The sequence below is a fragment of the Alcaligenes sp. SDU_A2 genome (genome assembly GCF_038237375.1).
Taxonomy (GTDB): Bacteria; Pseudomonadota; Gammaproteobacteria; order Burkholderiales; family Burkholderiaceae_B; genus Alcaligenes.
The window spans coordinates 1983705-2010353 of sequence record NZ_CP151273.1; the positions used below are offsets into that span (position 1 = coordinate 1983705).

Below are 26649 nucleotides of genomic sequence, written 5' to 3' on the forward strand. Positions count from 1 at the left end.
CAGACCAAGGAGGACGCCATGGACTATCAATGGCTGGCCTATTTATCCTTCGCTCTGGCCCTGGCGGCTCTGTTGGCCGAAGTCAGCCTGGGCGGCACCGGCGCGTTAAGCATTGTTGCCGCTTTGGCCGGGTTCAACGGTATTGCGCTGCTGTGGGTGGACAATACCGAATTGCTCACCTACAGCTCGACCGCTTTTATGGTTTTAGTGGCGGCCTTGTTGCTGTTGCTGGTGCTGACCGTGTGGCTGGCCTGGCGCTTGTTGCGACGCCGTTCTGTAACGGGCCGGGCGGCATTGCTGGGTTCCGTTGGCGAAGTTCTGGCCGTGGACCGGCTTGGGCAAGGATACGCCCTGATACAGGGCGAACGCTGGCATTTTGAAAGCAACGACGCGCTGCAACCGGGCCAGCGTGTGGAAGTCATTGCCGTGCAGGGTCTGACCCTTAAAGTCCAACGCCTGCGCCCCTGAGCCTGCAAGGAGAACCGTATGTTTTATTACGATGCCAATCTGGGCTATATCCTGATCCTGTTCCTGGTCTTTGTGGTGCTGATCAAATCGGTGCGCGTGTTGCGCGAATACCAACGCGCCGTGGTATTTACGCTGGGCCGTTTTACGGCTGTGCGCGGCCCCGGCCTGATTTTGGTCATTCCTTTCCTGCAGCAGATCGTGCGGGTGGATTTGCGCGTGGTCACCATGGATGTGCCGGCGCAGGACGTGATCTCGCGCGATAACATTTCCGTGAAGGTCAATGCTGTGCTGTACTTTAAGGTGGTTGCGCCGGAAAAGGCGATTATTCAGGTTGAAAACTATCTGAACGCCACCAGCCAGTTGGCGCAGACTACCTTGCGTGCCGTGCTGGGCAAGCACGAACTGGACGATATGCTGTCCGAGCGGGAAAAGCTGAATCTGGACATACAGCGTATTCTGGACGAGCAGACCGACTCCTGGGGCATTAAAGTCACCAATGTCGAAATCAAGCATATCGATCTGAACGACACAATGGTACGCGCCATTGCCCGCCAGGCCGAGGCCGAACGCGAACGACGCGCCAAGGTCATCCATGCCGACGGCGAGCGGCAGGCGGCTGAAGCCTTGCGCGAGGCCGCGCATGTGTTGTCCACCCAGCCTAGCGCCATGCAATTGCGCTATCTGCAAACCCTGACGCAGATTGCAGGCGATAAAAGCAACACCATCGTCTTTCCGTTGCCGGTGGACTTGCTCAAAGGCTTGATGGGCATGCAAGAACCCAGTTCCCGGGCCGATGCACGCCATCCGCAAGACCTGGACCCTCCGATTAATCCTTCCTAGTTTTATGATTACAAGAAGAAATTTCAGTATTAAATGTGCGCTGACCGGTTTGCTGCTGGGCTTGTCTCAGCTGGTGCCGGTCAGTGCCCTGGCGCAAGCGGTGCCAGCCGTCGTCGGCCCCGCTGTATCGACCGAGGTGCTGGCTTCGGGCCTGGAACATCCTTGGTCCCTGGCCTTTTTGCCGCGCAATGCGGGCATTCTGATTACCGAACGCCCGGGCCGTCTGCGCCTGTGGACCGCTGACAAAGGTTTGTCTGAACCGATTGCAGGCCTACCCAAGGTACACGCTGTAGGGCAGGGGGGCTTGTTGGATGTGCTGCTGGCCCCCGATTTTTTCCGCAGCCGGCGTATTTATTTGGCCTATGCGGAGCGGCGCGACAAGCAGGTGTCCGCAACGACGGTAGGCTATGGCGTGCTCTCGTCTGATCGGACGCGCATCGACGCTTTCCGGCCTATCTTTCGCCAGGAGCCGGCGTTGTCTACAGGCTTGCATTATGGCGCGCGCATGGCTTTTGACCCGGGCGGACGTGACCTGTACATCGCGCTAGGCGAAAATAATCAGCGTCTGGCGGCCCAGCAACTGGACCATCTGCAAGGCAAAGTGGTGCGGCTGCGGCCCGACGGCTCGGTCCCCAGAGACAATCCTTTGCGCAGCAATCGTCAGGCCAGGGCCGAAATCTGGAGCTATGGCCATCGTAATCCGCAAGGCATGGCCTGGAATCCCTGGACTCAAGAATTATGGGTGGCCGAACATGGCCCGCAGGGCGGGGACGAGCTCAACCGTATCCAGCGCGGTGCCAATTATGGCTGGCCTCTGGCCACACATGGCATCAATTACAATGGGCAGCCCATCCCAGAGGCGCAGGCCAGCGCAATGGCCGGCTTGACCGAACCTTTTCATTACTGGCCCGTGTCCCCGGCCATCAGCGGACTGGCGTTCTACGACCATGATCAGGTGCCGGCCTGGCGACACAGTGTTTTTGTCGGCGCGCTGAAAGAACAGGCCTTGATCCGTTTGCAACTGGACGAGGAGGACGGCCATGTGCTGGGAGAAGAGCGCCTGCTGCACAATCTGGGCGCACGTATTCGTGATGTGCGCGTGGGTCCAGATGGATTTCTGTATGTCCTGACCGATGAGCCGCAAGGGCAATTGTTGCGTGTGCGGGCCCGATCACGTTAAGGCTGTCCGGAGCGTGGTGTTCTTAATCTGCATCCACGCGGTGGTCGGAGCGCAATAGTACATACAAGGCGATCGGAGCTCCCACCAGTCCAATGACAGCGTTAAGGTGCAGGACGTGGCGGCTCCAGGGCAGATGAACCACCAGGTCGGCGGCTAACCCTAAAGCCGCACCAATGAGCCCGGCCGCAGGCAGCAAGACACGATGGTTGGCAGAGCGCACTGCGGCACGTGCCAGTTGGGCGCTGACCAGTCCTAAAAAGGCAACCGGTCCGCAAAAGGCCGATACCAGGCCGCAGAGCCATGCTGCCGCAAATAGACCACCCCGCTTGGCCAGGGTGACGTTGACTCCCAGAGAGCCAGCATAACGTTCACCCAGCAGTAAGGCATTCAGTGGCTTAATCAGCACCACGCTGCCCAGCAGTCCTGCCGCAAGACCGGGTATCAGAATCATCAACTGCTGCCGAGTGGCCCCCGCAAAACTGGCGTCGTCCCATACTTTGAAGGCCCGTGCCTGGGTTTCATCAATAAAATGCATCAGCACGCTGATCAGCCCCACAGCAAGGTAGCCCAGCATCAGCCCTACAATCAACAGGGTGACCACGCCGATGCGGCGTGACAATAACGCGAGCACGGACAAGACCAGGGCCGACCCGGCAATGGCCGCGATAGCAGCGCCGATGTCCCCGAATACGCCCAGACGCAGCAGTACGGTATTTCCTGCAACCGCCGCGAAGGTAACGAGCAGGGCGGTGCCCAGGCGAGCGCCATGCACAATACTCAGTACGAACGGATCTGCCAAAGGATTACGAAACAAGGTCTGCAGGATCAGCCCCGCAACGCCTAGGGCGGCTCCAGAAAACAGCGCATTGAGTGTGCGAGGCATGCGAAAACCTACGACGATGTCGGCCCAGGCGGGATTGTCCACGGGAACACCGCCGATCAGAGATTGCCAGACAGCGGGCAGGGGGATGGCGATCGCCCCGATTGACAATTCGGCCATCAGTAAAATGGCAATAGCGGATACGAGTGCCCCAAAGAGCACGATGTGCCGCAGTGGGGCGCGGGCAAGCTTGGGCATAGGGGATGCAACGGGGGTCATGGCAGCTTCCGGATAAATCGCAATTCGTCGTCCTTTAGGGCGAGCCGTTCAGGGTGCAGGGCCGAGATGGCTTCTGCCAACTGTATATGGGGTGTGGTCATAGACTGGTCGTGAAAGGGATAGACCCAGGCACCCGAATAGCCACGATCCCAGGCGTAGACCTGCCGTGTTATGGCGGGCTGGAATGCGCCGTGCAAGGCGTTGGAGGCAATCAAAGATTGCACGCTGCGTTGCCCGCCCAATGTGCCTAACCAACGATTCGCTTGCGCGGCATGTGCGTAGACTTTTTCAATGGGCAGGTAGATCAGGCTGCTGGTTTGACCATCGGCCAGGACATAGTGTCCGCCGGCATCATGAATCAATTGGGCGCTGTGGTTATGTGAGCCGTGGGTTTCAAACACGTCCCGTCCAGCGGCAAAACCGGTCATGACAGAGGGGCGGTGCTCGACATTGCTCACCAAAGCCTGCCATTGGCGGTACTGTTGTTCGATCTGTTCAAATTTCTGCTCGGCCACCGCCTCGCGGTTGGCCATGACGGCCAGCAGCTTGATCCATTCCGCCCGCCCTAATGGATGCGTTTCGTGATGGTCCGCCTGTGCAATGGCGCGAACTCCTAATTCCCATAGCCGGGGGTGCAGGTTGCCCGCCGGATACGCCGAATAAAAGCTGAGGTACACATCCGGCCGTACGGCCATGACTTGTTCAATTGTGGCGTGGCCATGCCCCCACATGTCATGCACCAGTCCCAGGGCCACCCGTTCGCGAATCGAAGCGACCGATATGCTGCGTGTGTTTTCGGCTCCGTACAGACGATCCACCAGCCCGAGTTCATCCAGCGCGCCCAGCATGGCAGAATTGCCCGTGACCAACCGCTGAATCGGGACCAGCACTACCGGCGTATGGGGTCGATGTTTGGGTATGGGAGTTCCGCACTGGACGAATAGGTATTCCAGAACCTCGCCCTTGGCGACGCTGGGGGTGAATCGAACCCGCTTATAGTGCAGGCCATACTCGATCTGCAATTGAGTGGAGTGCCGGAATTGGGTTTTTTCGGGGAAATAGTCCACGTCCGGCCGATAGTCGGCCACGCAAGCGGAGTCCAAGTTCCGTGCCGGTGGCTGGCCGCCCAGCGCGCGCGCTGGCCACGGTATTTTCGCCTCTGGCGCAATCGGCATGCATCCGGCCATGCACAGCATCAGCCCGATTGCAAATACGGCGTAGCGTGCTTTCATGATGGCACGGCGACGTTGTGATGAGCGGCCGGGCGATGACGCAGATAGTCCACCAGAGGGCCTAACGTATGAAATTGAACCGTAGGAAGGTTCGGAGCGTGGACGACATACCCGGCATCCTGGACGCGTACAGCGGTATCGGCATCGTGGCTGATGCGATAGCCCGCCCGCTGCAATGCGCGCCGCGCCCATACCCATGCCATGCCCTCGCCTTCCAGGCGAATTGGCGGGCCACCCTCGCGCCCCATACGCAATTGGCCGCTTTCCAGGTCAAAAGCCAGTCCTTCAGAAGCGAACGCGCTGGCTAATTGACCATGCAAGGCCAGGTCTTCGGGCGCGCCGACGTGCATGGTGCGCTGGCCATCGATCAGCCAAAGTGTATCCGCATAGCGCAGCGCCAATTCCAGGTCGTGTGTCGACAAGAGAATGGCCAGTTGGCGTCGACGTGACAAGTCCAGGAGTAACTGCATGATTTCGATGCGGCGCGGCAGGTCCAGAAATGCCGTGGCCTCGTCCAAGACTAAGACGTCGGTGTGTTGCGCAAGCGCGCGGGCGATCATGATCCGTTGGCGTTCGCCGTCCGACATGTGCGATATGCGTCGTTCAGCCAGCGCAAGGGCTCCGGTCTGTTCCAATGCGTGTTGAACATGGGCCTGATCCGTTGCATGCAGTTTTGCGCTCCATCCTATGTGTGGGTAGCGGCCCAGTTGAACCAGTTCGCGCCCGCTCATTGGCGATGCCGTCATCTTTTCTGTCAAGACAACGGCCAAGCGTTGCGCCCGTTCCACGGCGGATAAGGCCGTGATGGTCTGGCAACCCAGGCAAACCTTACCGGAAAGAGTCTCTTGCATGCCGCAGAGTGTACGGATCAGTGTGGATTTTCCGACCCCATTTGCGCCAATCAAACACACAAAATCCCCTGGCTGCAGATCGATACTGACAGGCCCCAACAAGGGGCGGCCCGCGTATCCGGCGACGAGCTCGTGTGCGCTAAGACTCATTGGAATGCTAAGCCCAGAGTGGCATAGATGCTGCGCGGCGCGCCCGGATAGCTGGGTACAAAGGCACCACCTGACTCGTAGTATCGGCGATTGCTTAAATTTTGGACCATCAATTGGAATTTGTGGCGGCGGGCGGGGCCAAAGCGGTAAATCGCGTTCGCATCCCAGCGTATAAACGAAGGCAGTTCAAAGCTATTGGCGGTATCGGCTTGGCGTGCGTCTACATAGGTTGCCCCTAGCCCCAGGCTCCAGCCACTGGCGGCACCGGCCAGGTCGTAACTGCTCCAGAAACTGGCGCTGCGCCGGGGGGCATTGGTCAGTTGTTTGCCGACCATCGCCGGATCGCTGTCTTGGGTGATCTGGGCATTCATGTGCGAATAGCTGGCCAACAAACGCCATTGGGCGCTGATGGAGAAAGGGACATCAATTTCCCAGCCACGGCTGCGCTGTTCGCCTACCTGAATGACATAGCTAAAATCCTGGGGGTCGGCAACGACACCGTTGGTTCGACGAATATCAAACAGGGCGATTGTGGGCTCTAGACGTCCGTCCAGCAGGCTGAATTTGGCACCCAGTTCCATTTGTTCGCCGCGCGATGGTTTGGGCAAACCGCCGTTGCGCAACATGCCCGTGGAGGGCTCGGTCAGGAAGGAACGGGCCCAACTGCTATAAAGGGAAACTGTCTCATGGGGTGTCCAGGTCAAGCCAATACGCGGCGAGAATGCCCGATCGGTGCGTGCCAGTTCCGACTGGACAGGCAAATACTGCGACAGGGCCTTGCTGCGGGACTGGTCGTAACGTCCCCCCAGCAAGACACGCCATTGCTTGTTAAGCTCAATTTCATTTTGCAGATACAAGCCGAAACTCGTGCTGCGGTAGCGCGAGGCGTCATACGGTGTGAGCGGACCTGTTGCGATCCCATGGCGCGGATTGTACAAACTGATAGGCAGGTTGACGGGGAAGCCGGACTGATTGGCGTACGCATCGGCGGTGTAATCCCATTCGTCCTGATTCACATCGGCACCGATCAATATCCGGTGGCCGACTGAGCCGGTCTGGATGCGTCGCGACACTTCGGCCATGATGGTCGTATCAGTTTGCTTGTCGCGGCTATGCTGCTTGCGACGGTTAACCTGGGGGTCGGCCATGTTTGCGCCACTAATCGGACGAAAACCATAGGGATACCAGTGTGCGTCCGACTTGGCCCAGGACGCCAGGATGCCAGAATGTAATTGCCAGCCATTCTCAAACTGATGATCAAGCACCAAGGAAACCAGGGCGCTTTCGGTCAACAGGCGTGCGTCGCGTTCCGCATAGTTGTTCTCGATCGGTACGTCCAGAAAAAGCGGGCTGTTGCCGAAACCACGGTCAAACGACGATTTCTTACGGCCGAGTTCCGCTTCAAAGGTCAAGCGCGTTTGTGGCGATAAGTTCCATTGCAGCACCGGAGAGACAAATAAAGAATCGCCATGCACAAAATCGCGAAAGCTCTGTGTGCGCTGTGTCGATCCGGTGATGCGATAGCCAAGTGTTTCATTCAGGGGGCCGGACATGTCAAAGGTTGTCCGGTAAAAATCGTGGCTGCCGGCCGTCAGCTCGATCTGCGTTTCTTGCTGTTCCAGCGGTTTTTTCGTGACCAGATTGACGACTCCACCGGGCTCGAACCGGCCATACAGCGTGGAGACCGGCCCTTTAAGCACTTCGATCTGTTCGATATTGACCAGTTCATCGACGGGGATAAACACGCTGCGGCGAAAGCCATTTTTTAAATTGGCCGAGGTGACAAAGCCGCGCAGTCTGAAGCGGTCGTTGCTGCCCCCCCAGCCCACTTGTGGCGTCAGGCCCGGTACGGTCCGCACGGCTTCACCCAAGGTCGTGACGCCGCGATCCTCGATTAATTCACGGGTTACGGTTTGGACGGTAAACGGTGTCTCTTTACTGAGCGTGTCTGTTTTATTGGCGCTTGGGGCCAGCGCATCGCGATACACCCGTTCGCGGACACCGCTGATGGTAACAGCCTCTAAGTGTTGGACGCTGTGCTCCTGTGCGGTAAGGGAGCCGGGAACAGTAAAAAGTAGACTGCCGGAAAAAAGATAGCCGATAGCAGGGCGATTCAAGAGACAACCTTTCTAGAGAATACCCCGTCGTGCGCAGTTAGCACACGACGGGGCGGATACGTGTAAGCACGTATTTATTAAGGCGGCGTAGTGTCCCCCTGTGGGATAAGGGGACAGAGCGTAACGCGGTTTTTATGCCAAAAATGTTATGTTATATCATAACTATTATATCGAGTAACTATCCTGATACAGCAAGCCTGGAAGGCGCGGGCGTTATGGGCCACGACACCAGGGGCGATGCAAGCGGGTGCTGCCCTAAGCACAAGCAAAAAAAACCGGCCCAGACATCGTGTGATGTCTGGGCCGGTTTAGGGCCGAAGCAGGCTGTTTATTTAATCAGCGTAACAGGCACATGCACCAGGCTAAGTACTTTGGTGGTGACCGAACCGAGCACCAAGCCGGGCAGGGCGCTCAGGCCTCGGGTACCCATGACGATGTGGTCCACATTATTGCGCTCGGCATATTCTTTGATGGTTTGAGCGGCATTGCCGGCAATGATGTTTTCTTTGACGCGCAAGGATTTGTCGGCCAGAACGGAACGAGCTGGGATCAGGGCATTGTTACCTTCGTCCTGATAGTAGGCTTGCAGCACGTCGTCAGAGAAAAAGCGCTTGACGTTGCCCGACACGACTGGCGTAGGCGCGGCCAGCAGATGCAAGGTGGCGTCCGGGTTGTGCGCGATCATGGCGGCGGCGGCCTGCACGGCACGGGTGGAGGCGTCGGAGCCATCGACGGGGACGAGAACATTCAGCATAGATACCTCTTGATTGGTGTTTGGCTATTGAAGTCTGAAGCACTTTGTTCTTGTATGAACAGTACCGAATAAGCAAACGGATATGCTTGATCGACATCAAGGCATACAGTTATTTACGTAAAGCTGTTCTATCATACCCGTATGATCACTCAGTGAATGCCACATGAACACGCTTTATGTGGAGAATGACGCAGGTGCAGCATTCACACGGACATTGTTTCGGTCCTGCGCCTGTTTTACAAGGGAGTACCCAATGAAATTGAAACACCTGTTGGCCTGTACCTCGCTTGCGGCCGTCGGATTCGGCGCGCAAGCGGCCGAACCCACATTTGACTCGGTCAAGGACGTGCTGACCAAGAATGCCTGTCTGGCCTGTCACGCAGTGGATAAAAAAGTGGTCGGCCCAGCCTACCAGGAAGTCGCCGAAAAACGCAAAGGCGACCCTGCCAATGCCGCCCTGATTGCCCAGCATATCCGTCAGGGCAGCAAAGATGTCTACGGCCCTATGCCCATGCCGCCCAACCCCGGCATTTCGGACGACGACATTCAAAAAGTCGTTGCCTGGATCATGGCCGGCGCTAAACAGTAAGCGCCCCCCAGATACCCGAACGGACACCGCCTGGTGTCCGTTTTTTTGTGCCAACAAATTTCGTGCAATCGTGTTTTCCGGCTGACCGCGTCAGCTTGCATATTGTTTAGATAAAATTAATTTTCCGCTATGTGAGCCATAGCCGAATTTCCTTTATGGTCTGCGCAATAAAAAGGCCTAATGGTTGTAAAGCTTCCTTGCAGTACGTTTATAAATCTACGGAAGGTGTACTGGTCAGGATACCGGGGCGGACGGGGCGTGAACTCGCAGAGTGCTTGGTCCAAACGGCGGAACGTTTGCGTACGCCGTACAAAGGATCAACCATCCGCTGAATGTTCTGTCTGGCATGAAGGCGCATAGCCGGGGCTATGTCATCGGTGTTTTGAGTTGCTCAAGTCATCAGCCCTGTCCGAACCTGCTGCGCCTTGAATGGTGTCTTCAAACACCCAGTTTCTCATCGACCGGGGCAATTGGCTTTCGGGATTCGTTGAAGAACCTTTTTTTGTGGCTCCACTGTTTTAAGCGGGCAGGTCTGCATCTGCCCGCGCAGCGCCGGCACGCATGACACGCGGGTAGTCCGACGGCTTGAAACGCCAGGCAAGCAAGGCCACACACACAACCAAACCACCGTGCAACAGCCAGGCCGCATTGAAATCGCCGCTGATTTCGAACAACCAGGCGCTGATCATGGGAAACAGGGCGGCAATCGGAAAGCCACCGCCTTGCATCAGGGCGCTGAGCGTGCCAGCGCGGGCTGCATCTGGAAAGTGATCCAGGGCCACCAGCAGCACCAGCGAAAAACAACCACCCAGACCGATGCCGATAATAACCCCCCAGAGATAAGGGGCCGTATCAGGTAAGTATGCAAAAGCGGCAAATCCAGCCAACTGAAACGCGAGCGCCAGCCAGATCCAGGGGCGTCTATCCTTGTTGCGCGCGGCCAGAGTGGGCATCAAAAAAGCGGCCACCGCCTGCGCTACCGACAGCAAGGCCACCAGTGCGCCGCTGGCTGCCGTGGTCCAGCCGTGGCCTTGGTAAAACGTAGCCAGCCAAGTCACCAACGAGGCATAGCCGCCGTTGATCAAGCCAAAACACAGCATCAAAGTCCATGTCCGTGGGCGGCGCAACAGATCCAGCGAAGGCAGGGAGCCGGTCACACCACGACCGCTACGCGGTACGACTTTCCAGGCGATCCACATGGCAATGCCGATGGGCAGCGCCCAAAAGGCCAAGGCTATACGCCAACTGTCCGCCATTTCGCTGATCAGTGGGGTAATTTGCGCACCCAAGGCACCACCGCCCATCAGGGTCGCCGAATACACACCTGTCACTTGCGCGGTGTGGGCTGGAAACTGCGCTTTGATAATACCGGGCATGACGGCTTGCAGCATCGCCACGCCGGCACCGCATAGCAAGGCCGTGGCGATCAGGCTGGCTCCGTTGGGCACGGCCCAGCGCAGCGCACAGCCTAAACACAGTATCAGCAGCGACACCATGACTACCTGGCGTATCGACAGGGTCTTTCGGATCGAGGGCATGTAAAAAGCCCCCAAACCCATAACCATCATCGGCAACAGAGTCAACCAGGCCATATTGGCCAAGGCCATGTCCAGGCCATCGGAGACAGCGCGCGCCAAGGTGCCGCTAGAGGTCAGGAAAGGGCGCAAGTTCAGGCCGACCAGTATGACGAACGCCAACCAGAGCCCCTGGCCGCGATGTAAACGGGAGGCCCGAGGATGGTCGGTTACAGCAGGATCATTCATGCGGATTTGTTCAGTGGGCTGAATAAAGATAATACTTTACACCCTTTCCTGTTTAAGGCTTGGCACCTGCCTGTTCCAAAATTGCCGCTGTTTCGTGCTGATTGCGTTGGCGCGCCAGTGTTAACGGTCGCACGCCCTGACCATCGGGCAGATTCACATCGGCACCGCCTGCAATCAAATCCCGCACCACTTGCTGGTGATCTGGGCCGCCATCGGACAGCACAATGGCTTCGTGCAAAGCCGTCCAGCCCAGACGGTTGACATGGTTAGGGTCTACGCCCGCCCTGAGCAGTTCTTGCACCACCTGAACATAGCCGTGCTCGGCGGCAGGAATCAGCGCAGTGCCCCGGTATCGGTTAACACTGCGCAGGTCGGCACCATGTTGCAAGGTCAAACGCAGAATTTCCAACCGGCCTTGCGCCCCAGCCACCAGATAAGGTGTGTCGGCAATGGCATCTACCTGATTAACGTCGGCTCCGGCTTGCACCAACAGTTCGGCAATATCAATGGCGTTCAGCCATGTGGCTCGCAATAGGGGGCTTTGTCCTTGCTGGTCCGGCACATTGACGCTTTGACGTCCTTGCGTTTGCGACAACAATTCACGTACTTTGGCGCTATCACCTTGTTCGACGGCTTCCAGCAGGCTGGTTTGCGCCCAGGCGGTTCCGTTGCCCAAGGCCAGGGTCAGCGCAGTCGTCCAGAAGAAACGGGCAGAAAGGGAAAACATCGAAGGCTCCTAGGGCGGTCAGGCAGGGCAAAAACATATCGTTCCATTAATAGCACAGTCGGATGTCTGCCTTGATATGTAAAAGCAAATTCCGCCTATCACACTAGATAAGCGCGTGTGTCCCGGTCCAGCTCCGGATTCTGGATCAGACGGTCTAGTTCTTGGCGCAGAAAATCCACAAAAACCCGGGTTTTTTGCGGCATCATGCGCGAGGGCAGCAGGGCCATGATGGGGAAGGGGGTAAATTCCCAGTCCGGCAATACGCGTTCCAGGCGTGCTCCGTCGGTGTCCAGATAGCGTTCGACCAGCGAGGAGGCCGCGATGCCCATGTCGCGCACTGCCAGCTTGCGCATCATGATGGCGTTATTAATGGTGACCGGGCCGCTGACCCGGGCTTCGTACGGTTGCTTGTCCGGCCCACGCAGCACCCAGGTCCGGTCGCTTTCATCGTGACTGGCGCAGATGCAGGTGTGGCTGGACAGTTCGGACGGGTGTTTCGGGCGGCCATGCTTGTCCAGATAAGCGCTCGACGCATACAGGCCCAACCGAATCTGCCCCAACACAGTGGCCACCGTATTAGAGTCAGGCTGAGGGCCTACCCGTATGACGCAGTCGTAATTGTCCGACTGCAAATCGATATGGCGGATATTCAGATCGCAGTCCAGCTCTATATCGGGATAGGCCTGACGAAATCCATGCACGACAGCCGGCATGAAAACAATGCTGAAACTGGCTGGGATCGATACCCGCAAGCGCCCTTTGGGCGATTGGGCTACATCCAGTAATTGTTCATGCGCCAGGCGGGCCTGCTCTACCACCGCCAGGCAGCGCTCGAAGTACACTTGGCCGGCTTCGGTCACATCCACGTTGCGGGTGCTGCGCTTGAGCAGAGCGACACCCACTTCTTTTTCCAGTTCTCGTATGCGCCGCGATACGGTGGATACCGGCATGCCCAGGGCATCGGCAGCACGGGTAAAGTGGCGCGCCCGGGCCACCTCCACAAAAATGGCGATGTCGTTCAGCAAGGGTCCGGCAGTTAACGTGCTCATTAAAATTGTTCCATGAATGGAAATATGTTTGCAATATTAAGGGTTTTTCCCAGGTTCAGGGGCGTTCATACTTCATCCAACGATTCGGAAATCATCTAAGCCGAATCTTTCTTAAGCGAATAATTGGTACTGGAGTTAATTATGAAAAGCATTGCACGCACTGCCATCCTAGGTCTGTCCCTGAGCGCCGCTACCCTGATGGGCGTTGCCAACGCCGCCAGCATCCAGCAGGCCCAACAAAGCATCGGCGAACTGAACTATCCACCTGCCATCACCGAAACCTCGACACTGAGCCGTCAAGAAGTTCTTCAGGAACTGGCCCAAGCACGCGCTCAAGGCCAAATCCAGGCCGGTGCCATGAACGATTACCCCCAGTTGCCCCAGGCCAGCCAATTGAGCCGTGAACAAGTCATTGCCTCCACCCAGGAATGGAACAGCATGCACGGCGATTTCGTCACCTTCTAAGTACGTCGTTCTTCCCCGCATCGACTCCCCTCCGATGCCTGGCGGCGCTCCGATTGGAGCGCCGCTTTTTTTCAAAGTAGAGCGCATGTGTCGCCAACGCCGGTTTAGGGGTCATTTCAGAAAACGGAAAATAAAGCACCTTAAGCCGGTTGTAGTGGCCGTAGCGGTCTGAACTTGCAGGTGCCGATCTTGGCACTGCTACGCCAGAGGTAATCGCAGGTCAGATGGATGTGTTCCCAGCCCAGTGCCGCCCCGTAGGTTTCGTCGCGAATGTGCCAGGCTTGCAGCCAAGCGAGCTTAGCGTAAGGCTGGCATCACGATAGGGTATAGTCCAAACAGACCCAATCCCTAGCTGTACTCAATATGAACAAGATATTGCCTGACGTCGCCGATGCTGCGGTGGAGATCGTTCCATACGACAAAGCGTGGCCCGCGATGTTCGAAGCCGAACGCGCATCGCTGCAAGCGGCACTTGCCCCCTGGCTCACTGGCGACATAGAACATGTTGGCAGTACGGCAATACCGGGACTGGTGGCAAAACCCATCATCGACATCATGGCCCCAGTCGCCGAGCTCAAAACATCCATCGCGGCGATTGAAGCAGTAAAAATCTTGGGCTATGTCTACCACCCGTATAAGTCAGAGGTCATGCACTGGTTTTGCAAGCCATCGCCACATTTGCGCACCCACCATTTGCACTTGGTGCCGCGCGATAGTTCCCTGTGGAAGGAACAGCTAATTTTTCGAGATGCTCTCCGCCAAAATAGGGCACTTTTTGCCGAGTACGCCGCGCTCAAATTGCGTCTGTCTCAGGAGTTTCGTCTCGATAGAGAAGCTTACACAGCCGCAAAAGAGCCCTTTATTGTCAGCGTGCTTTCGCAATTTTCTGGCTCTGGCCAGGGTGCAATTTAGTCATTCCTCAAGGCGTAAATACGCGCCAAAGAGGCTTGGCGTGCTTTATTTTCCGTTTTTTGAGACGACCCCGTTTAGAACAAACTGTTTGTAAGGCTAATGGCAGCCCGCACTGACTGCGCCAGATCGATGCGGACAAATGCTTGACCTTGCCACCGGGGTAAGCCCTACAGTTCAGTCATCAAGACTATAGATAGGTGACTGCCATGACAACGAGCACAGCCAAGCAAGCATCCCGCCTGACGCTGGATGTGGAAGGCATGACCTGCGCCTCGTGCGTGAGCCGGGTAGAAAAAATCATTGCCAAGGTGCCGGGGGTACGCAGCGCGCAGGTCAACCTGGCTACCCAGAAGGCAACGGTGGAAGTGGATGGGGTGCCGCCCATACAGGAGATTGTCCAGGCGGTTGAAAAAGGCGGATATCAGGTTCCATCCCAGGAGCAGATTCTGCAAGTGCAGGACATGACCTGCGCTTCCTGCGTAGGCCGGGTTGAAAAAGCGCTGCTCAAGGTGCCAGGCGTGCAAAGTGCTGCTGTTAATCTGGCAAGCGGTCAGGCCCATGTGCGCAGCATGCAAGGTGTGTCTGTCGACGATTTGATTGCTGCTGTCGGCAAGGTCGGTTATCCGGCCAGCCAGGCCAGCGTCACTACCGCACAGGACCAGACCGAACGCGCCCAACACCATTACGACAGCACGCGCCGGCGTTTTTGGCTGGCTGCTGTGCTGGCCTTGCCCGTGTTTATCCTGGAGATGGGCGGGCACATGGTGCCGGCGTTTCATCATTGGATCGGCGCGACGATAGGCACCCAGAACAGTTGGCTGCTGCAGTTTGCTCTGACTACGCTGGTGCTGGTTTTTCCGGGCCGTGAGTTCTACACCAAAGGCATACCCACGCTGCTGCGCGGTGCGCCGGACATGAACTCGCTGGTGGCGGTAGGGACACTGGCCGCCTATCTTTTCTCTTTGGTCACGACCTTTGCCCCGCAATGGCTGCCGCAGGCTTCGCAGCATGTGTATTACGAAGCCGCCGCCGTGATCGTGGCGCTGATCTTGCTGGGCCGGCTGCTGGAGGCGCGCGCCAAGGGCCGTACGTCAGAGGCCATCCAGCGTCTGCTTAGTTTGCAGCCGCCCACGGCGCGAGTGCGGCGCGACGGCCAGGAAGTGGATGTGCCGCTGGAATCGCTGCAAACCGGCGAGTGTGTGCTGGTGCGGCCGGGTGAGCGCATCCCTGTGGATGGTCGCATCGTGTCCGGGCAAAGTTATGTGGACGAATCGATGGTGACCGGCGAGTCCGTGCCTGTCGCCAAACAAATAGGCGATACGCTGATTGGCGGCACAGTCAATCAGAAAGGCTCATTGGAGTTCGAGGCGACGGCCGTGGGCCAGGATACGGTGCTGGCCCATATTGTTTCCATGGTCGAGCAGGCGCAGGGGGCCAAACTGCCGATTCAGGCCGTGGTGGACAAAATCACGCTTTGGTTTGTGCCGGCAGTAATGGGCCTGGCAGTGCTGACGGCGCTGGTTTGGCTGATATTCGGGCCTTCGCCCGCCTTAAGCTTTGCCCTGGTCAACGCCGTGGCCGTGCTGATCATTGCCTGCCCGTGCGCGATGGGGCTGGCTACGCCGACCTCGATTATGGTGGGGACGGGTCGCGCCGCGCAGGCCGGGGTGTTGTTTCGCAAGGGGGATTCGCTGCAGGCGCTGCGCGATGTTCGGGTCGTGGCGGTAGACAAAACCGGCACCCTGACCAAAGGTGCGCCGGAGTTGACCGATTTTGTCGGCTTGCCTGGCGATGACGAGCACACGGTACTGGCTGCCGTGGCGGCGCTGGAGAACCACTCCGAGCATCCCATTGCGCAAGCCATTGTCGCAGCCGCTCAGGAAAAAGGGCTGTCCTTGCCTCGGGCAGAGCAGTTCGAGTCTTTGACTGGTTTGGGCGTACAGGCGCTGATAGACGGAGTGACATGGCATGTCGGTGCCGATCGCCTGATGGATCGTTTGGGCGCGGATCTGTCGGTTTTTGCCGCACAGGCCCAAACCCTGGCCCAAGAAGGCAAAACGCCCATGTATGCAGCCAGGGCCAATCAGGTTGTAGCTTTGCTGGCTGTGGCCGACCCCATCAAGGACAGTACGCCACAAGCGATCGAACACTTGCATGCGCGCGGCATCAAGGTGGTAATGATTACTGGCGACAACCGCCACACGGCACACGCGATTGCGCGACGGCTGAATATCGACGATGTGGTGGCCGAAGTCATGCCAGAAGGCAAAGTCCAGGCGGTGCAGGCTTTGCGTCAAGAATACCGGCATCTGGCCTATGTAGGCGACGGCATCAACGATGCGCCCGCCCTTGCTGTGGCTGATGTGGGTATTGCCATTGGAACTGGCACAGACATTGCCATCGAGGCCGCTGATGTGGTGCTGATGTCGGGCGATATGCGCGGCGTGGTCACGGCGATTTCGCTCTCGCATGCGACCTTGCGCAATATCCATCAAAATCTGTTCTGGGCCTTTGCCTATAACGTAGCTTTGATTCCCGTAGCGGCAGGGGTGTTGTATCCCTTTGGCGGCCCCTTGCTGTCCCCGGTGTTTGCGGCCGGGGCGATGGCCTTATCCAGTGTATTCGTGGTCAGCAATGCCCTGCGTTTGCGGCGCGCCAGATTGGATTAGCAGGCACGGGGGAGCGGGCGGCGGTGGATAGCACGGCCTTGCGGATCAAAGGCGAACCGTTTCCGGTTCGCCTTTTTTAAGTTTGTCGCGGATTTCCGGGATGAATTGGCCCTCTGTCAGAAGAGCATAGGCACCCGCAAGCCCGCCAAGGCCTGTTTCTTGTGCGCGTCCCGCTGCAACTCAGGCTTTAAGGGTATAGCGCAAGATTTCCACGACCTGTTCGGGGCTGGTGGCCCAGGCCTGGGCGCTGGCATCCACTTCCTTCAGGGGGTGGATGATATCGGGAGCATGCAGGGTGATGTATGGCTTGCCCAACGCCGCACAGTACCCGGCGTCGAATGCGGCGTTCCACTGCTTGTACTTGTCCCCGAAACGCACCACCACCAGATCGGCCTGTTCGATCAGTGTTTTGGTGCGAATGGCATTGATCTTGGATGATTTGTGGTCACGCCAGAACGCATCGCTCTCTGCGCCCAGGTGGTCGCCGGCGGCATCGCTGGCATCATGATCGGTGACAGGGGCCGTAAACGTAACATCCAGTCCGGCCGCTTTGGCTCCTGCGGCGATTTGTTCGCGCCAGTCGGTGTGGATCTCCCCGGACAGATAGACCAAAAAGCTCATGTTTCACTCCATAAAGAAAAGCCGGGCAGATCCTAAAGGAGGCCCGGCCGATTCAAGCACGGCTAACCATAGCATGTTGCAGGAATGTGCAACAGACGCCCACGCTCATAAGGCCTATTACCAATCCAGTCGATGAAATTGTTCTAGTGCCTGATGACGCTGTTCGTCCTCGGCGTGCAGATAAATATTGGTGGTGGCAATCGATTCGTGCCCCAGCGTGTCACGGATCACGCGTATATCCACGCCCTGGTTGGCCATATGGGAGCCGGCCGAGTGCCGCAGCCAATGGGCCGAAGCCTGTTCCAAGACCTGTGCCTGCGCGTGCTGATCGGGGTGCTGCTCGCGTAGCGCCTGGGCTGCCTGTGCAAAAACTGATTTGACCAGCACATGTGCCATTGCACGGCTCAGGTGCTTGTCCGAGCCACCGGCGGACATCAGCAATGGCTGGGTTTCCATGGCGTGAGGCAAGCCTTGCAGGCCAAAGGCTTGGCGGTAATGCAGCAGTTCGCGCATCAGCTCCTGGGTCATGGGTATGCGACGCGCTTTGTCCCCTTTGCCGTGGATGTTCAGCCACCATTGCTCGTGTCCTTGGCTATCCAGACGCATGGCCACATCGGCCATACGTGCTTGAACCAGCTCGGAAATGCGCAAGGCCCCGCCATACAGAATCGAAAACAGCCAGCGTATCCGGGCTTTGTGGCGCGCCTCGGCGGCATCGTTCTGCGGTAGCGCGCAGATCCAGTCTTGCACCCAACGCCATTGGCGCGCATCCAGATAGCGTGTTTGTTGGCGGGTCGGGCGTTCGGTGCTGCGTTGGCGCGATAAGGCCAATGGATTGCCCGCCAGGTAACCGGCCTGCACCAGCCAGGAAAACAGGCCATTCAGAATCAGCATGGCTTGATTGCGACTGGCCGGTGATAACGGTCCGGCAAACGGTCGCCACGATGCTTGATGACGAGCCGGGCGGGCTCCACCCGGAGCGACCCAGCGCTCGGCAGGCTGAGGGTCGGCCAGAAAATAACGATACGCCAGAATGTCCTCGTGGCTGAGCGAGGACAAGGGTTTGCGCCGTTCCACCACCGCCCACAACAGCAGGCGTTCGGCTTCTTTGCGGTAATTGGCATAGGTGCGCGGGCTGTCTATATAGCGGGCCAGCCAGCCACGGATGGCGTCGATATCGGTCTGGGCGGCAATCTGGGCCCGATCGCCCAGAGCACGATTGCCCCCTTGGCGTCCGTCGAACTGGGCCAGCAGATCGGCGATGGCTGCAGAGTGCAGCGGAGCGGGCAGGGCAGCGGGCTGGTTCATGGCAGATAGCTGTATGACAGTGAGCGTCGTTGCAAAGCGTGGGTCATGGGCGAGTATCCCTTTAAGCGGGGTCTGTGCCGAACCAGGGCAGCAAATTATGGATTGTATGGGTAGATATTTGACATTATAAGCCTAATGTCAAATAAGATTAAACTGATAATTGTATTTATAACGTAATACGTTGTATTATTAACATAATAGTTTCTTAGAGGCCAAAAATGGAGCAAAACCTGGATTCCCACGCGCAATTGCAGCTGGATGTCGCCGAATTACGTGATCGTTTCAGTCACACCCAGACTTTGTATCGGGAAGTCGCCGCTTTGCTGTTTTTCCGTTACGGCACTACACCGACGGCCAATAAGCTGTACCAATTGGTGCGGAAAGGCAGCATGAGCGCGCCAGCCGATGCGCTACAGGCGTTTTGGCAGGAATTGCGCGAAAAAAGTCGGGTCAGACTAGACCTGGCCGATATCCCGGATTCTCTGCAAGCGCAGACCGGGGAGTTGCTGGGTACGCTTTGGCGGCAAGCGCTGGAACAAGGGCGATTGGAATTGCAGGCCTACCAGGCTCAGGCGGACCAGCGTGTGCAGCAGGCGCAACAACAGGCTCTGGATGCAGAACAACGAAGTCAGACCGAACTGGAAATGCGGCGCACGGTCGAACAGACGGTGGCCCGCCAGCAAGAGCAGATCCAGACACTACGGGAAGAGATCGCCACCCAGGGGCAGGCCCTGCGTCATGCAACCGCGCGTGAACAGGTCTTGGAACAAGAAAAGTCGGAATTGCAGCAAGCGTTGCGCCGCCAGGGCGATCAATTCACCCAAGATCTGGGCAAGCTGCAAAAAGCCATAGAGCTGACTGAAGAGCGCGCACAAGCCAACGAGCGACGGGCTTTGCTGGAAATCGACAAAGAACGCTCGGCGCAAACGCGCTTGCGTCAGCAACTGGAACAAGCCGGGCAGGAATTGCAAGAACAACGTCGACAGGCCGAAGCCGCGCAAAGCGTTCTACAAGAACAAGTACATGCCGTGCGCCAGGAACTGGGGCAGGCACAAGGCGAACAACGCGCCATGCAGGCGGCCCTGGATTTCAGCCACGGCCTGTCCCGGGAAATGCAAACCGAGCTGCAATTGCTCCGGACCCGCACTGCTTTGCTGGAACGCGAAAAAGAAGATTTGCACGACCATATCGTGGCGCTGCGCAATAAGCTGGAGCAGATCCAGGCCGAACGTCCAAGGTCTGTCCGGCTCAGGCGCAAGCCCATTGGTGGATCGAAAGAATTTGAATAGACAGTCGCAGGCCTTGAACGGTTTTTACCTGTTAAAGCAAGATCCACATATGTTTCAAGCAGTGTGGGGCAGCATGGCCATCAGGTGTCGTTTGATGTTTTGAATGGCCGGCATCCCAATCAGGTCGTTGCGGGTGACAAACACCATTCGATCAGAAGGAAAGGGCGTTTTGAGTTTTATAGGGCGGACAATGCCCAGTGTTTCGTAATAACGAACCGAGCTGCCTGGAGCCATTGTAATAAAGTCAGTGTTTTTCGCTAATAGTGCGAAGCTGGCATGAAATGAATAGGACTCGACCAGTGGCACAGGGGCAGGAATCCCTTGACTCATGAATGCCATCTCGAACGCTTGGCGGGTGTTCGTGGTTCGTGGCGTTAAGACCCATGGCTCATTGGCCAGCATTGATAGATCGACCTGGCTGCACTGCCCCCAAGGGTTTCCAGTTGCGCATGCGAGTTCATACGGATCATTATTGAGCTGGGTAATATCCAATTGGACATTGGGATCGTTGTGATAGGTCGGCTCCAGGCGTCCGATGATGCAGTCGATCTGACCTTCGCGTAGTTGTTCCATCAGAGTCGGCACGGCCCCTTCTTGCAAATGCAAGCGAGGAAGTTGCTTGTCGCGCCGAAGTCGACTTACCAGCTCCGGCAGCATAGAAATGCCCGCAAGGCGCAAAACTCCTAATCGAATCACCGCTTGTCCGGGGGTTTCAAGCACGGCTTGTGGCACCAACTCCAAGGCATTAATAGCCGGGCGTACCCGTTCCAGAGCACGCTGCCCACTGTCAGTCAACACGCCTCCACGGGTGTTTCTGTCCACTAGCGTACAACAGAGCACCTGTTCCATTTCTTGGAGTAATTTGGTCGCCGATGGCTGGCTGACCCCTAGATGCTCTGCGGCCGCCGTGAGCGAACCGTGGCGGGCCACGAGATCGAGTAGTCGGAGATGGCGAACGCGCAGCCTGTCGATGCGAAGAGCACTCATAAAAACCCATAAATTCCAAAATGGAATGGCTGCATTCAAAATCCATAATATACAGGAAAGTTAATCCTATGCACAATAAAACCAATCGCCTTCGCTCAAGAAAGGCGACATTCCATACGGAGACAAATCATGAGAGCAAAAAACACGGTTCAGAGCCGTCCCCTAATCAGCAATCAAATCGGGAAGCGGACATATGGCGTTGCAGGCGTATGCATTGCTTTGACCATGTGGGCGATGTCAGCGGGTCAAGCTCAAGCAAACGAGGTCGCCGACTATCCATCCCGTCCCGTACGGATGATCGTCAGTTACGCCGCAGGCAACGTCACTGATTTATTGGCCCGCACGGTAGCGAATGAGCTATCTAACCAATGGGGGCAGCCCGTTACCGTCGAAAACAAACCTGGGGTAGGAGGAAGTCTAGGTGCCAAAACGGCATCTCATGAGGCACCCGACGGATACACCCTGTTGTTTTCTGCGATGGCTGCAATGGCGGTCAATCCCCACATTTACAAAAACATAGGCTATGACCCTTTGCAGGATTTCGTGCCGGTGGTCAATGTCGCCTATCCGGACTATGTGTTGGCCGCGGACCCTCGTCTGGGCGTCAAAACATGGGCCGACCTACTCGCGCTTAGCAAACAGGGCACTAACGAACTGAATTATGGGACAGCGGGTAATGGAACCGTACCTCATCTGAACATGGAAGCTGTTAAGCAGCATTCGGGTTTGCAGGCCTTGCATGTCCCGTACCGGGCGGCAGGGGCAGCCTTGACGGATCTTTTGGGCGGGCGCTTGCAGTTGCAGATGGAAACTTCGGCAGTACTGATGCCGCATATCAAGAGCGGCAAGCTCGTGCCCTTGGGAACAGCTCCAAACCGTAATCCGGAGCTGCCTGGTGTGCCGGCGCTTAGTGAGCTGTTGCCTGGATACGAAGCGGTGATTCCTTGGCTAGGCATTTTGGCTCCCCACGGCACGCCCGAGGCAATCGTAAACAAGATTCATGATGACGTAACCCAAATCTTGGCCAAATCCGATATCAAAGCGCAACTGGCCAGACAAGGATTAAGTTTGGCCGGAGGTACGTCACAAGCCTTTGCCACGACGATGCGCAATGATTACGAACGACTGCGCGTCATTACCGAACAACTCAATCTGAAGGTGGACTGAAATGCTTGCCTCTAACGTCGACCGTTCGCCCAGTAACCGTCCTGCGCCGTTGCGTGGCATTCGGGTGCTTGATCTGACCACCGTGCTTGCAGGCCCATATAGCACCTATCAATTGGCTTTACTGGGTGCTGATGTCATCAAACTGGAAAAGCCAGAAGAGGGAGACTGGGCCAGACAAGGCGCTCCGGCCCTTTCTGCCCCGGATTTATCTGCGCAATTTGTGGCACAAAATGCCGGTAAGCGCTCCATTACCGTAAATCTGAAGTCGCCAGAAGGAGTGCGTCAGGTTTTGGAGCTGATCGACACATGCGATGTGCTTGTGGAAAATTTCGCCCCCGGAGTCGCTGCGCGTCTCGGGCTGGGATTTGAAGCGGTGAAATCTAGAAAGCCGAACATCGTGTACTGCTCAATATCGGGATATGGTCAAGATGGTCCGATGAGCGCGCGGCCCGCCTATGACCATGTCGTGCAGGCGGCTAGCGGAATTACGATGCTGACCGGCACTTCCGCGACCGTACCGAATCGAATAGGCCCGCCTATAGTCGACTATCTCGCTGGGATATACGGTGCGTTTTCGGTACTGGCCGCATTGCGGGAGCGCGATCAGACGGGACAGGCCCAATACTTAGACGTCGCCATGCTGGATACAGCGATTGTTGCAATGGCCTCGACTGTATCCGTTCTGAACAACGGTGGCATTCAGCCACAAGCCAATGGCAATACCGCAGCCAGTGGCAGCCCTATGTCCGGGATTTTTCCTACTGCGGACGGCTTGCTCGCCATGACGGCCAATAATGATCGCCAGTTTGAGCGAGTCATGCAGGAATTGGGATTGCACGACGCATTGAATGATGAGCGTTTTTCCACCTCCCAGGCCCGTCATCATCATGTAAATGCACTTCAAGCTTTACTGGTCGAACATCTGTCCGGAGCCAGTGCCCAGGAGTGGGAGCAGAGACTGTCGGCCGCACATGTTCCGGTCGCACGTGTTCGGGAACTGCATGAAATCCTGAGTGAACCGCATATTCAGAGCAGGGGTGTTCAACAGCCAGTGTTTGACCCTGTTTCAGGAGCCAGTCTTTATGCGCCGTCAATCGGTTTTAAATGGAACGGCCAGGCACTTGGTCCGCTCACACCCGCGCCGCGACTGGGTGAGCATACCAATGATGTTTTGGGCGCTTTTAACAATTCCATCGCCTGAGGGGCTCGCCAGCTCAGCTTTGGGCTCAATGGGCCCATCCGTCACTATGAAGGAATAACAACGTGCAATCGTTTTCTGAACACTATATTAATGGTGCGCGTCAGCGCATCTTGGAGCGTGAATCCGTTTGTATTTACGATTCAACGACCGAAGCGCCATTGGCCACAGTATTTTTAGGAAATCGCGACGATGTTGATGCCGCTGTGCAGGCCGCTGAGCGCGCGCAACCGGCTTGGCAGGCACTGGGGCCCGACAAGCGCGCACCTTATCTGTTGGCAATAGCTGACGCGCTCGAGATCTGCGCCGCCGAGCTTGCTCACGACGTTTCACGCGAAGTAGGAATGCCGATCAAGCTGTCCCGACGTATTCAGGTCGATGCTCCGATCGCCGCCTGGCGCGCGACGGCGACACTGGCTGACACATTTCAGTTTACCCGTGTCGTTGGCAATTCCCGCGTGACCTTAACGCCGGTCGGTGTGGTTGCTGCTATTACACCGTGGAATTATCCACTGCACCAGATTACCGCCAAACTGGCACCGGCCTTACTAGCCGGGTGTACGGTGGTGCTGAAGCCCTCAGAGCTCGCCCCTGCGGTGACACAGCGCTTGATTGCCGCCTGCGAACAGGCTTCGCTGCCGCCCGGCGTGCTTAATATTGTGCAGGGTGACGCTACCGTCGGCCAAGCGCTGGTGACCCATGCGAATGTCCAGATGGTGTCTTTCACCGGATCTACAGCGGTAGGTTGCCAAGTCGCCTCGAAAGCGGCGGAGCGTATGAAAAGACTCTCAATGGAGTTGGGCGGAAAATCGGCAGCGCTGGTCTTGCCGGGTGCCGATCTTGCCCGGGCTATCAAGGCAACAGTGGGGTCTTGTTTCCTCAATTCAGGCCAGACCTGTAGTGCCATAACCCGACTTATCGTCGCCCGGCAAGACTATGCGCTCTGTCGGGAGTTGCTGGCCCAAGCGGCAAATGCACTGACGCTAGGTGATCCCGCAGATAGCAATACTCGGGTCGGCCCTTTGCTCTGCGCAAAGCAACGTGAGCGCGTGCATGCCTATATGGCAGAGGCGGAACAGCTCGGTGTGGACCTTATTGCCGGCGGCATGGACGCCCCGGTTCCGGCAACAGGCTTTTTTGTTGCGCCAACGATTTATGGAAATGTGGCCGCTAACAGCCGGCTTGCGCAGGAAGAGGTCTTTGGACCGGTGCTGGCCGTGCAGTGCTATGACAACGTGCAAGAAGCGATCGCGCTGGCCAATGGAACCCAGTACGGCTTGGCGGCTGCTGTCTGGGCCGCGGATACGGATACCGCCGAAACGGTTGCCAACTCTTTACGGGCAGGTCAGGTGGATATCAATGGAGCGCGTTTTAACCCAGCTGCACCGTTTGGCGGCTTCGGTTTGTCCGGCCTTGGGAGAGAGGGAGGCGATTATGGCCTGGACGAATTTTTAGAACCAAGGTCTGTTCAACTTCCAGAGCCAGCTTATTAAAGGGGAAGCTTGTCATGTACGAACAACTGAACATTACAAAAACAGGAATCAATCACCGGATCGGTCTTGTTACCCTGAACCGGCCCGACAAACTCAATGCGCTGACCAAAGTCATGGAAGCGGAGCTGCACGATGCGATGGATAGCCTTAATCGCGACGAAGAGATTCGCGTAGTCGTGTTGACTGGTGCAGGTAAGGGGTTTTGCGCTGGTATGGACATCAGTGAACTTGAAGTGCTGCCACCGGGGGATATTCGCGCCGAGCAGTGGATGCGACCCTTTGACATGAATCGGCGCGCAGACTATCAGACTCGTTATGGCTATTTCCCTGCTATGCACAAGCCGGTCATCGCAGCCATCAACGGGGCTGCTGCTGGTTTAGGATTGGTATTCGCGCTTTATAGCGATATGCGCTTTGCAAGCACGAAGGCAGTATTCAGTACTGCATTCTCGCGTCGCGGCCTGATTGCAGAGCATGGCATTGCTTGGCTGTTACCACGTATTGTCGGCCCAGGCCATGCGGCCGACTTGCTCTACTCGGCACGTAAAGTTTTGGCCGACGAAGCACTGCGTATAGGCCTGATCGATAGACTGGTCGATGCGGATGCATTGATGGAAATGACTCTTGCGTACGCTGATGAATTGGCTGAGCACGTATCGCCACGTTCCATGCAGGTGATCAAGCGGCAATTGGCGGAACAACCGTTCCAGTCTCTTGCGCAAGCCACGCAAATGGCTAATGTCGAGATGTTTGACAGTATTCAGAGCGACGATTTTGCCGAAGGAGTTGCGCATTTTGTAGAGCGTAGGCCACCGCGCTTTACGGGGCGCTGATCGAGGGCAGCAGGGAGCCATTGCCATGGCTGCCATGATAATACGCGCAGCGTCATGAGCCTGCTGGGTATTTATCTTTCCCCAAGGCTATGGCCAACTCTGTGTGGGTATTTTCTGTGCGGTGGTTAAGCCGGCCATCCTTATCGCCTCAAAAGCGAACGGGATGACCGGCGATCTTGCCGGGGCAAGCCTAATCACAAAGGCTTAGCCTTTATTGCGCAAGGTCGTGTCGCTGTTGATCAGGTTACGGTAGTCAGGGATGTGCGCGGCGAACAGGGCACCCAGACCGGCTACATCGTTACGCCAGTCCCGGTGCAATTCGCAGGCAACACCGAACCAGGTCATCAACTGGGCTCCGGCGCTGGACATGCGGTCCCAGGCGCTTTGGCGAGTCAGTTCATTGAAGGTGCCCGACGCATCGGTCACCACAAAGACCTCGTAGCCTTCTTCCAGCGCCGACAGGGTGGGAAAGGCCACGCACACTTCGGTCACGATTCCGGCAATCAGCAACTGCTTTTTTCCCGTGGCTTTGACGGCCTGGACAAAGTCCTCGTTATCCCAGGCATTGATCTGACCAGGGCGTGCAATATAAGGCGCATCCGGAAAGGTTTCTTTCAGTTCGGTCATCAGCGGGCCATTGGGGCCGTCCTCAAAGCTGGTGGTCAAGATGGTGGGCAACTGGAAATACTTGGCCAGATCGGCCAAGGCCAGCACATTGTTACGGAACTTGTCCGGGTCTATATCGCGCACCAACGACGACAAGCCGGCCTGGTGATCAACCAGCAGCACGGCGACATTGTTCTTATCGAGTTTGACGTAAGGTTTGCTCATGGTGATGCTCCTAGCGTTAAAGAGGGAAGGGAACACACTGCATCGTAGACATAGGCA

At 57.1% G+C, this 26649-nt stretch carries 24 protein-coding genes; 12 read left to right on the forward strand and 12 right to left on the reverse strand.

Annotated elements, in window-relative coordinates:
* Positions 1 to 18: 18 nt before the first annotated feature.
* Genes AADW57_RS09295 through AADW57_RS09305 form a run of 3 tightly spaced genes read left to right on the forward strand, consistent with a single transcriptional unit; the run spans position 19 to position 2488 of the window.
* Positions 19 to 468, forward strand: coding sequence for an NfeD family protein (locus AADW57_RS09295; protein WP_341666612.1), 450 nt, complete (start codon positions 19 to 21; stop codon positions 466 to 468).
* 18 nt (positions 469 to 486) lie between these two features.
* A complete protein-coding gene (locus tag AADW57_RS09300) occupies positions 487 to 1308 on the forward strand; it encodes a slipin family protein (RefSeq protein WP_341666613.1) in 822 nt (273 codons plus the stop codon).
* 4 nt (positions 1309 to 1312) lie between these two features.
* Positions 1313 to 2488: a PQQ-dependent sugar dehydrogenase gene (locus AADW57_RS09305; protein ID WP_341666614.1), complete on the forward strand. Its 1176-nt coding sequence runs from the start codon at positions 1313 to 1315 to the stop codon at positions 2486 to 2488.
* Positions 2489 to 2510: 22 nt separating this feature from the next.
* Here AADW57_RS09305 and AADW57_RS09310 read toward each other — a convergent pair whose 3' ends face one another.
* The 5 genes from AADW57_RS09310 to AADW57_RS09330 form a co-directional block, all read right to left on the reverse strand.
* A complete protein-coding gene (locus AADW57_RS09310) occupies positions 2511 to 3587 on the reverse strand; it encodes a FecCD family ABC transporter permease (protein WP_341666615.1) in 1077 nt (358 codons plus the stop codon).
* Positions 3584 to 4819 carry an ABC transporter substrate-binding protein gene (locus AADW57_RS09315; protein ID WP_341666616.1) on the reverse strand — a complete coding sequence of 412 codons (1236 nt, stop codon included), beginning with the start codon at positions 4817 to 4819 and terminating at the stop codon, positions 3584 to 3586. Before AADW57_RS09315 ends, AADW57_RS09310 begins: the two co-directional genes overlap by 4 nt.
* A complete protein-coding gene (locus AADW57_RS09320) occupies positions 4816 to 5820 on the reverse strand; it encodes an ABC transporter ATP-binding protein (RefSeq protein ID WP_341666617.1) in 1005 nt (334 codons plus the stop codon). Before AADW57_RS09320 ends, AADW57_RS09315 begins: the two co-directional genes overlap by 4 nt.
* Positions 5817 to 7937 (reverse strand): TonB-dependent siderophore receptor, encoded by a 2121-nt coding sequence (locus tag AADW57_RS09325; protein WP_341666618.1) that lies wholly within the window; start codon positions 7935 to 7937, stop codon positions 5817 to 5819. Before AADW57_RS09325 ends, AADW57_RS09320 begins: the two co-directional genes overlap by 4 nt.
* Before the next feature lie 328 nt (positions 7938 to 8265).
* Positions 8266 to 8691 (reverse strand): universal stress protein, encoded by a 426-nt coding sequence (locus tag AADW57_RS09330; RefSeq protein WP_341666619.1) that lies wholly within the window; start codon positions 8689 to 8691, stop codon positions 8266 to 8268.
* Between the two features lie 253 nt (positions 8692 to 8944).
* On the opposite strand from AADW57_RS09330, the gene AADW57_RS09335 reads away from it, so the two are divergent.
* Entirely contained in the window at positions 8945 to 9280 is a 336-nt protein-coding gene (locus AADW57_RS09335) for a c-type cytochrome (protein ID WP_341666620.1), read from the forward strand.
* A 518-nt stretch (positions 9281 to 9798) separates the two neighbouring features.
* Here the strand turns inward: AADW57_RS09335 and AADW57_RS09340 are convergent.
* The 3 genes from AADW57_RS09340 to AADW57_RS09350 form a co-directional block, all read right to left on the reverse strand.
* Positions 9799 to 11043 carry a cyanate transporter gene (locus tag AADW57_RS09340; protein WP_341666621.1) on the reverse strand — a complete coding sequence of 415 codons (1245 nt, stop codon included), beginning with the start codon at positions 11041 to 11043 and terminating at the stop codon, positions 9799 to 9801.
* Positions 11044 to 11095: 52 nt separating this feature from the next.
* The gene (locus tag AADW57_RS09345; RefSeq protein ID WP_341666622.1) at positions 11096 to 11770 is read right to left on the reverse strand and encodes an ankyrin repeat domain-containing protein; all 675 of its coding nucleotides are present in this window, start codon (positions 11768 to 11770) and stop codon (positions 11096 to 11098) included.
* Positions 11771 to 11868: 98 nt separating this feature from the next.
* A complete protein-coding gene (locus AADW57_RS09350) occupies positions 11869 to 12819 on the reverse strand; it encodes a LysR family transcriptional regulator (protein WP_341666623.1) in 951 nt (316 codons plus the stop codon).
* A 141-nt stretch (positions 12820 to 12960) separates the two neighbouring features.
* Between AADW57_RS09350 and AADW57_RS09355 the strand changes: the two genes are divergently transcribed.
* The 3 genes from AADW57_RS09355 (at position 12961) to AADW57_RS09365 (ending at position 16865) form a co-directional block, all read left to right on the forward strand.
* Positions 12961 to 13284 (forward strand): DUF4148 domain-containing protein, encoded by a 324-nt coding sequence (locus AADW57_RS09355; protein WP_341666624.1) that lies wholly within the window; start codon positions 12961 to 12963, stop codon positions 13282 to 13284.
* 363 nt (positions 13285 to 13647) lie between these two features.
* A complete protein-coding gene (locus tag AADW57_RS09360) occupies positions 13648 to 14196 on the forward strand; it encodes a GrpB family protein (RefSeq protein WP_341666625.1) in 549 nt (182 codons plus the stop codon).
* A 206-nt stretch (positions 14197 to 14402) separates the two neighbouring features.
* Complete coding sequence (locus tag AADW57_RS09365) at positions 14403 to 16865, forward strand: heavy metal translocating P-type ATPase (protein ID WP_341666626.1); 2463 nt, start codon at positions 14403 to 14405, stop codon at positions 16863 to 16865.
* Positions 16866 to 17045: 180 nt separating this feature from the next.
* On the opposite strand, the gene AADW57_RS09370 is transcribed toward AADW57_RS09365, so the two are convergent.
* Together AADW57_RS09370 and AADW57_RS09375 are read right to left on the reverse strand one after the other, a co-directional pair.
* Positions 17046 to 17486, reverse strand: coding sequence for a YtoQ family protein (locus AADW57_RS09370; RefSeq protein ID WP_341666627.1), 441 nt, complete (start codon positions 17484 to 17486; stop codon positions 17046 to 17048).
* A 117-nt stretch (positions 17487 to 17603) separates the two neighbouring features.
* Positions 17604 to 18794 (reverse strand): tyrosine-type recombinase/integrase, encoded by a 1191-nt coding sequence (locus AADW57_RS09375; RefSeq protein ID WP_341666628.1) that lies wholly within the window; start codon positions 18792 to 18794, stop codon positions 17604 to 17606.
* Between the two features lie 218 nt (positions 18795 to 19012).
* Here AADW57_RS09375 and AADW57_RS09380 point away from each other — a divergent pair, with 218 nt between their 5' ends.
* A complete protein-coding gene (locus tag AADW57_RS09380; RefSeq protein WP_341666629.1) occupies positions 19013 to 20083 on the forward strand; it encodes a DNA-binding protein in 1071 nt (356 codons plus the stop codon).
* 54 nt (positions 20084 to 20137) lie between these two features.
* On the opposite strand, the gene AADW57_RS09385 is transcribed toward AADW57_RS09380, so the two are convergent.
* Complete coding sequence (locus tag AADW57_RS09385; RefSeq protein ID WP_341666630.1) at positions 20138 to 21109, reverse strand: LysR family transcriptional regulator; 972 nt, start codon at positions 21107 to 21109, stop codon at positions 20138 to 20140.
* A 90-nt stretch (positions 21110 to 21199) separates the two neighbouring features.
* Here AADW57_RS09385 and AADW57_RS09390 point away from each other — a divergent pair, with 90 nt between their 5' ends.
* The 4 genes from AADW57_RS09390 (at position 21200) to AADW57_RS09405 (ending at position 25761) form a co-directional block, all read left to right on the forward strand.
* The gene (locus tag AADW57_RS09390) at positions 21200 to 22237 is read left to right on the forward strand and encodes a Bug family tripartite tricarboxylate transporter substrate binding protein (RefSeq protein WP_341666631.1); all 1038 of its coding nucleotides are present in this window, start codon (positions 21200 to 21202) and stop codon (positions 22235 to 22237) included.
* Position 22238: 1 nt separating this feature from the next.
* Positions 22239 to 23438: a CaiB/BaiF CoA transferase family protein gene (locus AADW57_RS09395; RefSeq protein ID WP_341666632.1), complete on the forward strand. Its 1200-nt coding sequence runs from the start codon at positions 22239 to 22241 to the stop codon at positions 23436 to 23438.
* 62 nt (positions 23439 to 23500) lie between these two features.
* Entirely contained in the window at positions 23501 to 24928 is a 1428-nt protein-coding gene (locus AADW57_RS09400; RefSeq protein WP_341666633.1) for an aldehyde dehydrogenase family protein, read from the forward strand.
* A gap of 14 nt (positions 24929 to 24942) precedes the next feature.
* Positions 24943 to 25761, forward strand: a complete 819-nt coding sequence (locus AADW57_RS09405) for an enoyl-CoA hydratase (protein ID WP_341666634.1) — start codon at positions 24943 to 24945, stop codon at positions 25759 to 25761.
* Between the two features lie 204 nt (positions 25762 to 25965).
* On the opposite strand, the gene ycaC is transcribed toward AADW57_RS09405, so the two are convergent.
* Positions 25966 to 26592, reverse strand: coding sequence for an isochorismate family cysteine hydrolase YcaC (gene ycaC / locus AADW57_RS09410; protein WP_341666635.1), 627 nt, complete (start codon positions 26590 to 26592; stop codon positions 25966 to 25968).
* Between the last annotated feature and the right edge of the window lie 57 nt (positions 26593 to 26649).

What these genes read in the sequence shown, in the direction of transcription:
- AADW57_RS09365 (WP_341666626.1), top strand. Translation starts at nt 14,403, where the DNA reads ATGACAACGAGCACAGCCAAGCAAGCATCCCGCCTGACGCTGGATGTG.
- AADW57_RS09310 (WP_341666615.1), bottom strand. Translation starts at nt 3,587, where the DNA reads ATGACCCCCGTTGCATCCCCTATGCCCAAGCTTGCCCGCGCCCCACTG.
- AADW57_RS09375 (WP_341666628.1), bottom strand. Translation starts at nt 18,794, where the DNA reads ATGAACCAGCCCGCTGCCCTGCCCGCTCCGCTGCACTCTGCAGCCATC.
- AADW57_RS09330 (WP_341666619.1), bottom strand. Translation starts at nt 8,691, where the DNA reads ATGCTGAATGTTCTCGTCCCCGTCGATGGCTCCGACGCCTCCACCCGT.
- AADW57_RS09390 (WP_341666631.1), top strand. Translation starts at nt 21,200, where the DNA reads ATGAGAGCAAAAAACACGGTTCAGAGCCGTCCCCTAATCAGCAATCAA.
- AADW57_RS09300 (WP_341666613.1), top strand. Translation starts at nt 487, where the DNA reads ATGTTTTATTACGATGCCAATCTGGGCTATATCCTGATCCTGTTCCTG.
- AADW57_RS09340 (WP_341666621.1), bottom strand. Translation starts at nt 11,043, where the DNA reads ATGAATGATCCTGCTGTAACCGACCATCCTCGGGCCTCCCGTTTACAT.
- AADW57_RS09305 (WP_341666614.1), top strand. Translation starts at nt 1,313, where the DNA reads ATGATTACAAGAAGAAATTTCAGTATTAAATGTGCGCTGACCGGTTTG.
- AADW57_RS09350 (WP_341666623.1), bottom strand. Translation starts at nt 12,819, where the DNA reads ATGAGCACGTTAACTGCCGGACCCTTGCTGAACGACATCGCCATTTTT.
- AADW57_RS09295 (WP_341666612.1), top strand. Translation starts at nt 19, where the DNA reads ATGGACTATCAATGGCTGGCCTATTTATCCTTCGCTCTGGCCCTGGCG.
- AADW57_RS09405 (WP_341666634.1), top strand. Translation starts at nt 24,943, where the DNA reads ATGTACGAACAACTGAACATTACAAAAACAGGAATCAATCACCGGATC.
- ycaC (WP_341666635.1), bottom strand. Translation starts at nt 26,592, where the DNA reads ATGAGCAAACCTTACGTCAAACTCGATAAGAACAATGTCGCCGTGCTG.
- AADW57_RS09335 (WP_341666620.1), top strand. Translation starts at nt 8,945, where the DNA reads ATGAAATTGAAACACCTGTTGGCCTGTACCTCGCTTGCGGCCGTCGGA.
- AADW57_RS09355 (WP_341666624.1), top strand. Translation starts at nt 12,961, where the DNA reads ATGAAAAGCATTGCACGCACTGCCATCCTAGGTCTGTCCCTGAGCGCC.
- AADW57_RS09395 (WP_341666632.1), top strand. Translation starts at nt 22,239, where the DNA reads ATGCTTGCCTCTAACGTCGACCGTTCGCCCAGTAACCGTCCTGCGCCG.
- AADW57_RS09370 (WP_341666627.1), bottom strand. Translation starts at nt 17,486, where the DNA reads ATGAGCTTTTTGGTCTATCTGTCCGGGGAGATCCACACCGACTGGCGC.
- AADW57_RS09360 (WP_341666625.1), top strand. Translation starts at nt 13,648, where the DNA reads ATGAACAAGATATTGCCTGACGTCGCCGATGCTGCGGTGGAGATCGTT.
- AADW57_RS09345 (WP_341666622.1), bottom strand. Translation starts at nt 11,770, where the DNA reads ATGTTTTCCCTTTCTGCCCGTTTCTTCTGGACGACTGCGCTGACCCTG.
- AADW57_RS09380 (WP_341666629.1), top strand. Translation starts at nt 19,013, where the DNA reads ATGGAGCAAAACCTGGATTCCCACGCGCAATTGCAGCTGGATGTCGCC.
- AADW57_RS09320 (WP_341666617.1), bottom strand. Translation starts at nt 5,820, where the DNA reads ATGAGTCTTAGCGCACACGAGCTCGTCGCCGGATACGCGGGCCGCCCC.
- AADW57_RS09315 (WP_341666616.1), bottom strand. Translation starts at nt 4,819, where the DNA reads ATGAAAGCACGCTACGCCGTATTTGCAATCGGGCTGATGCTGTGCATG.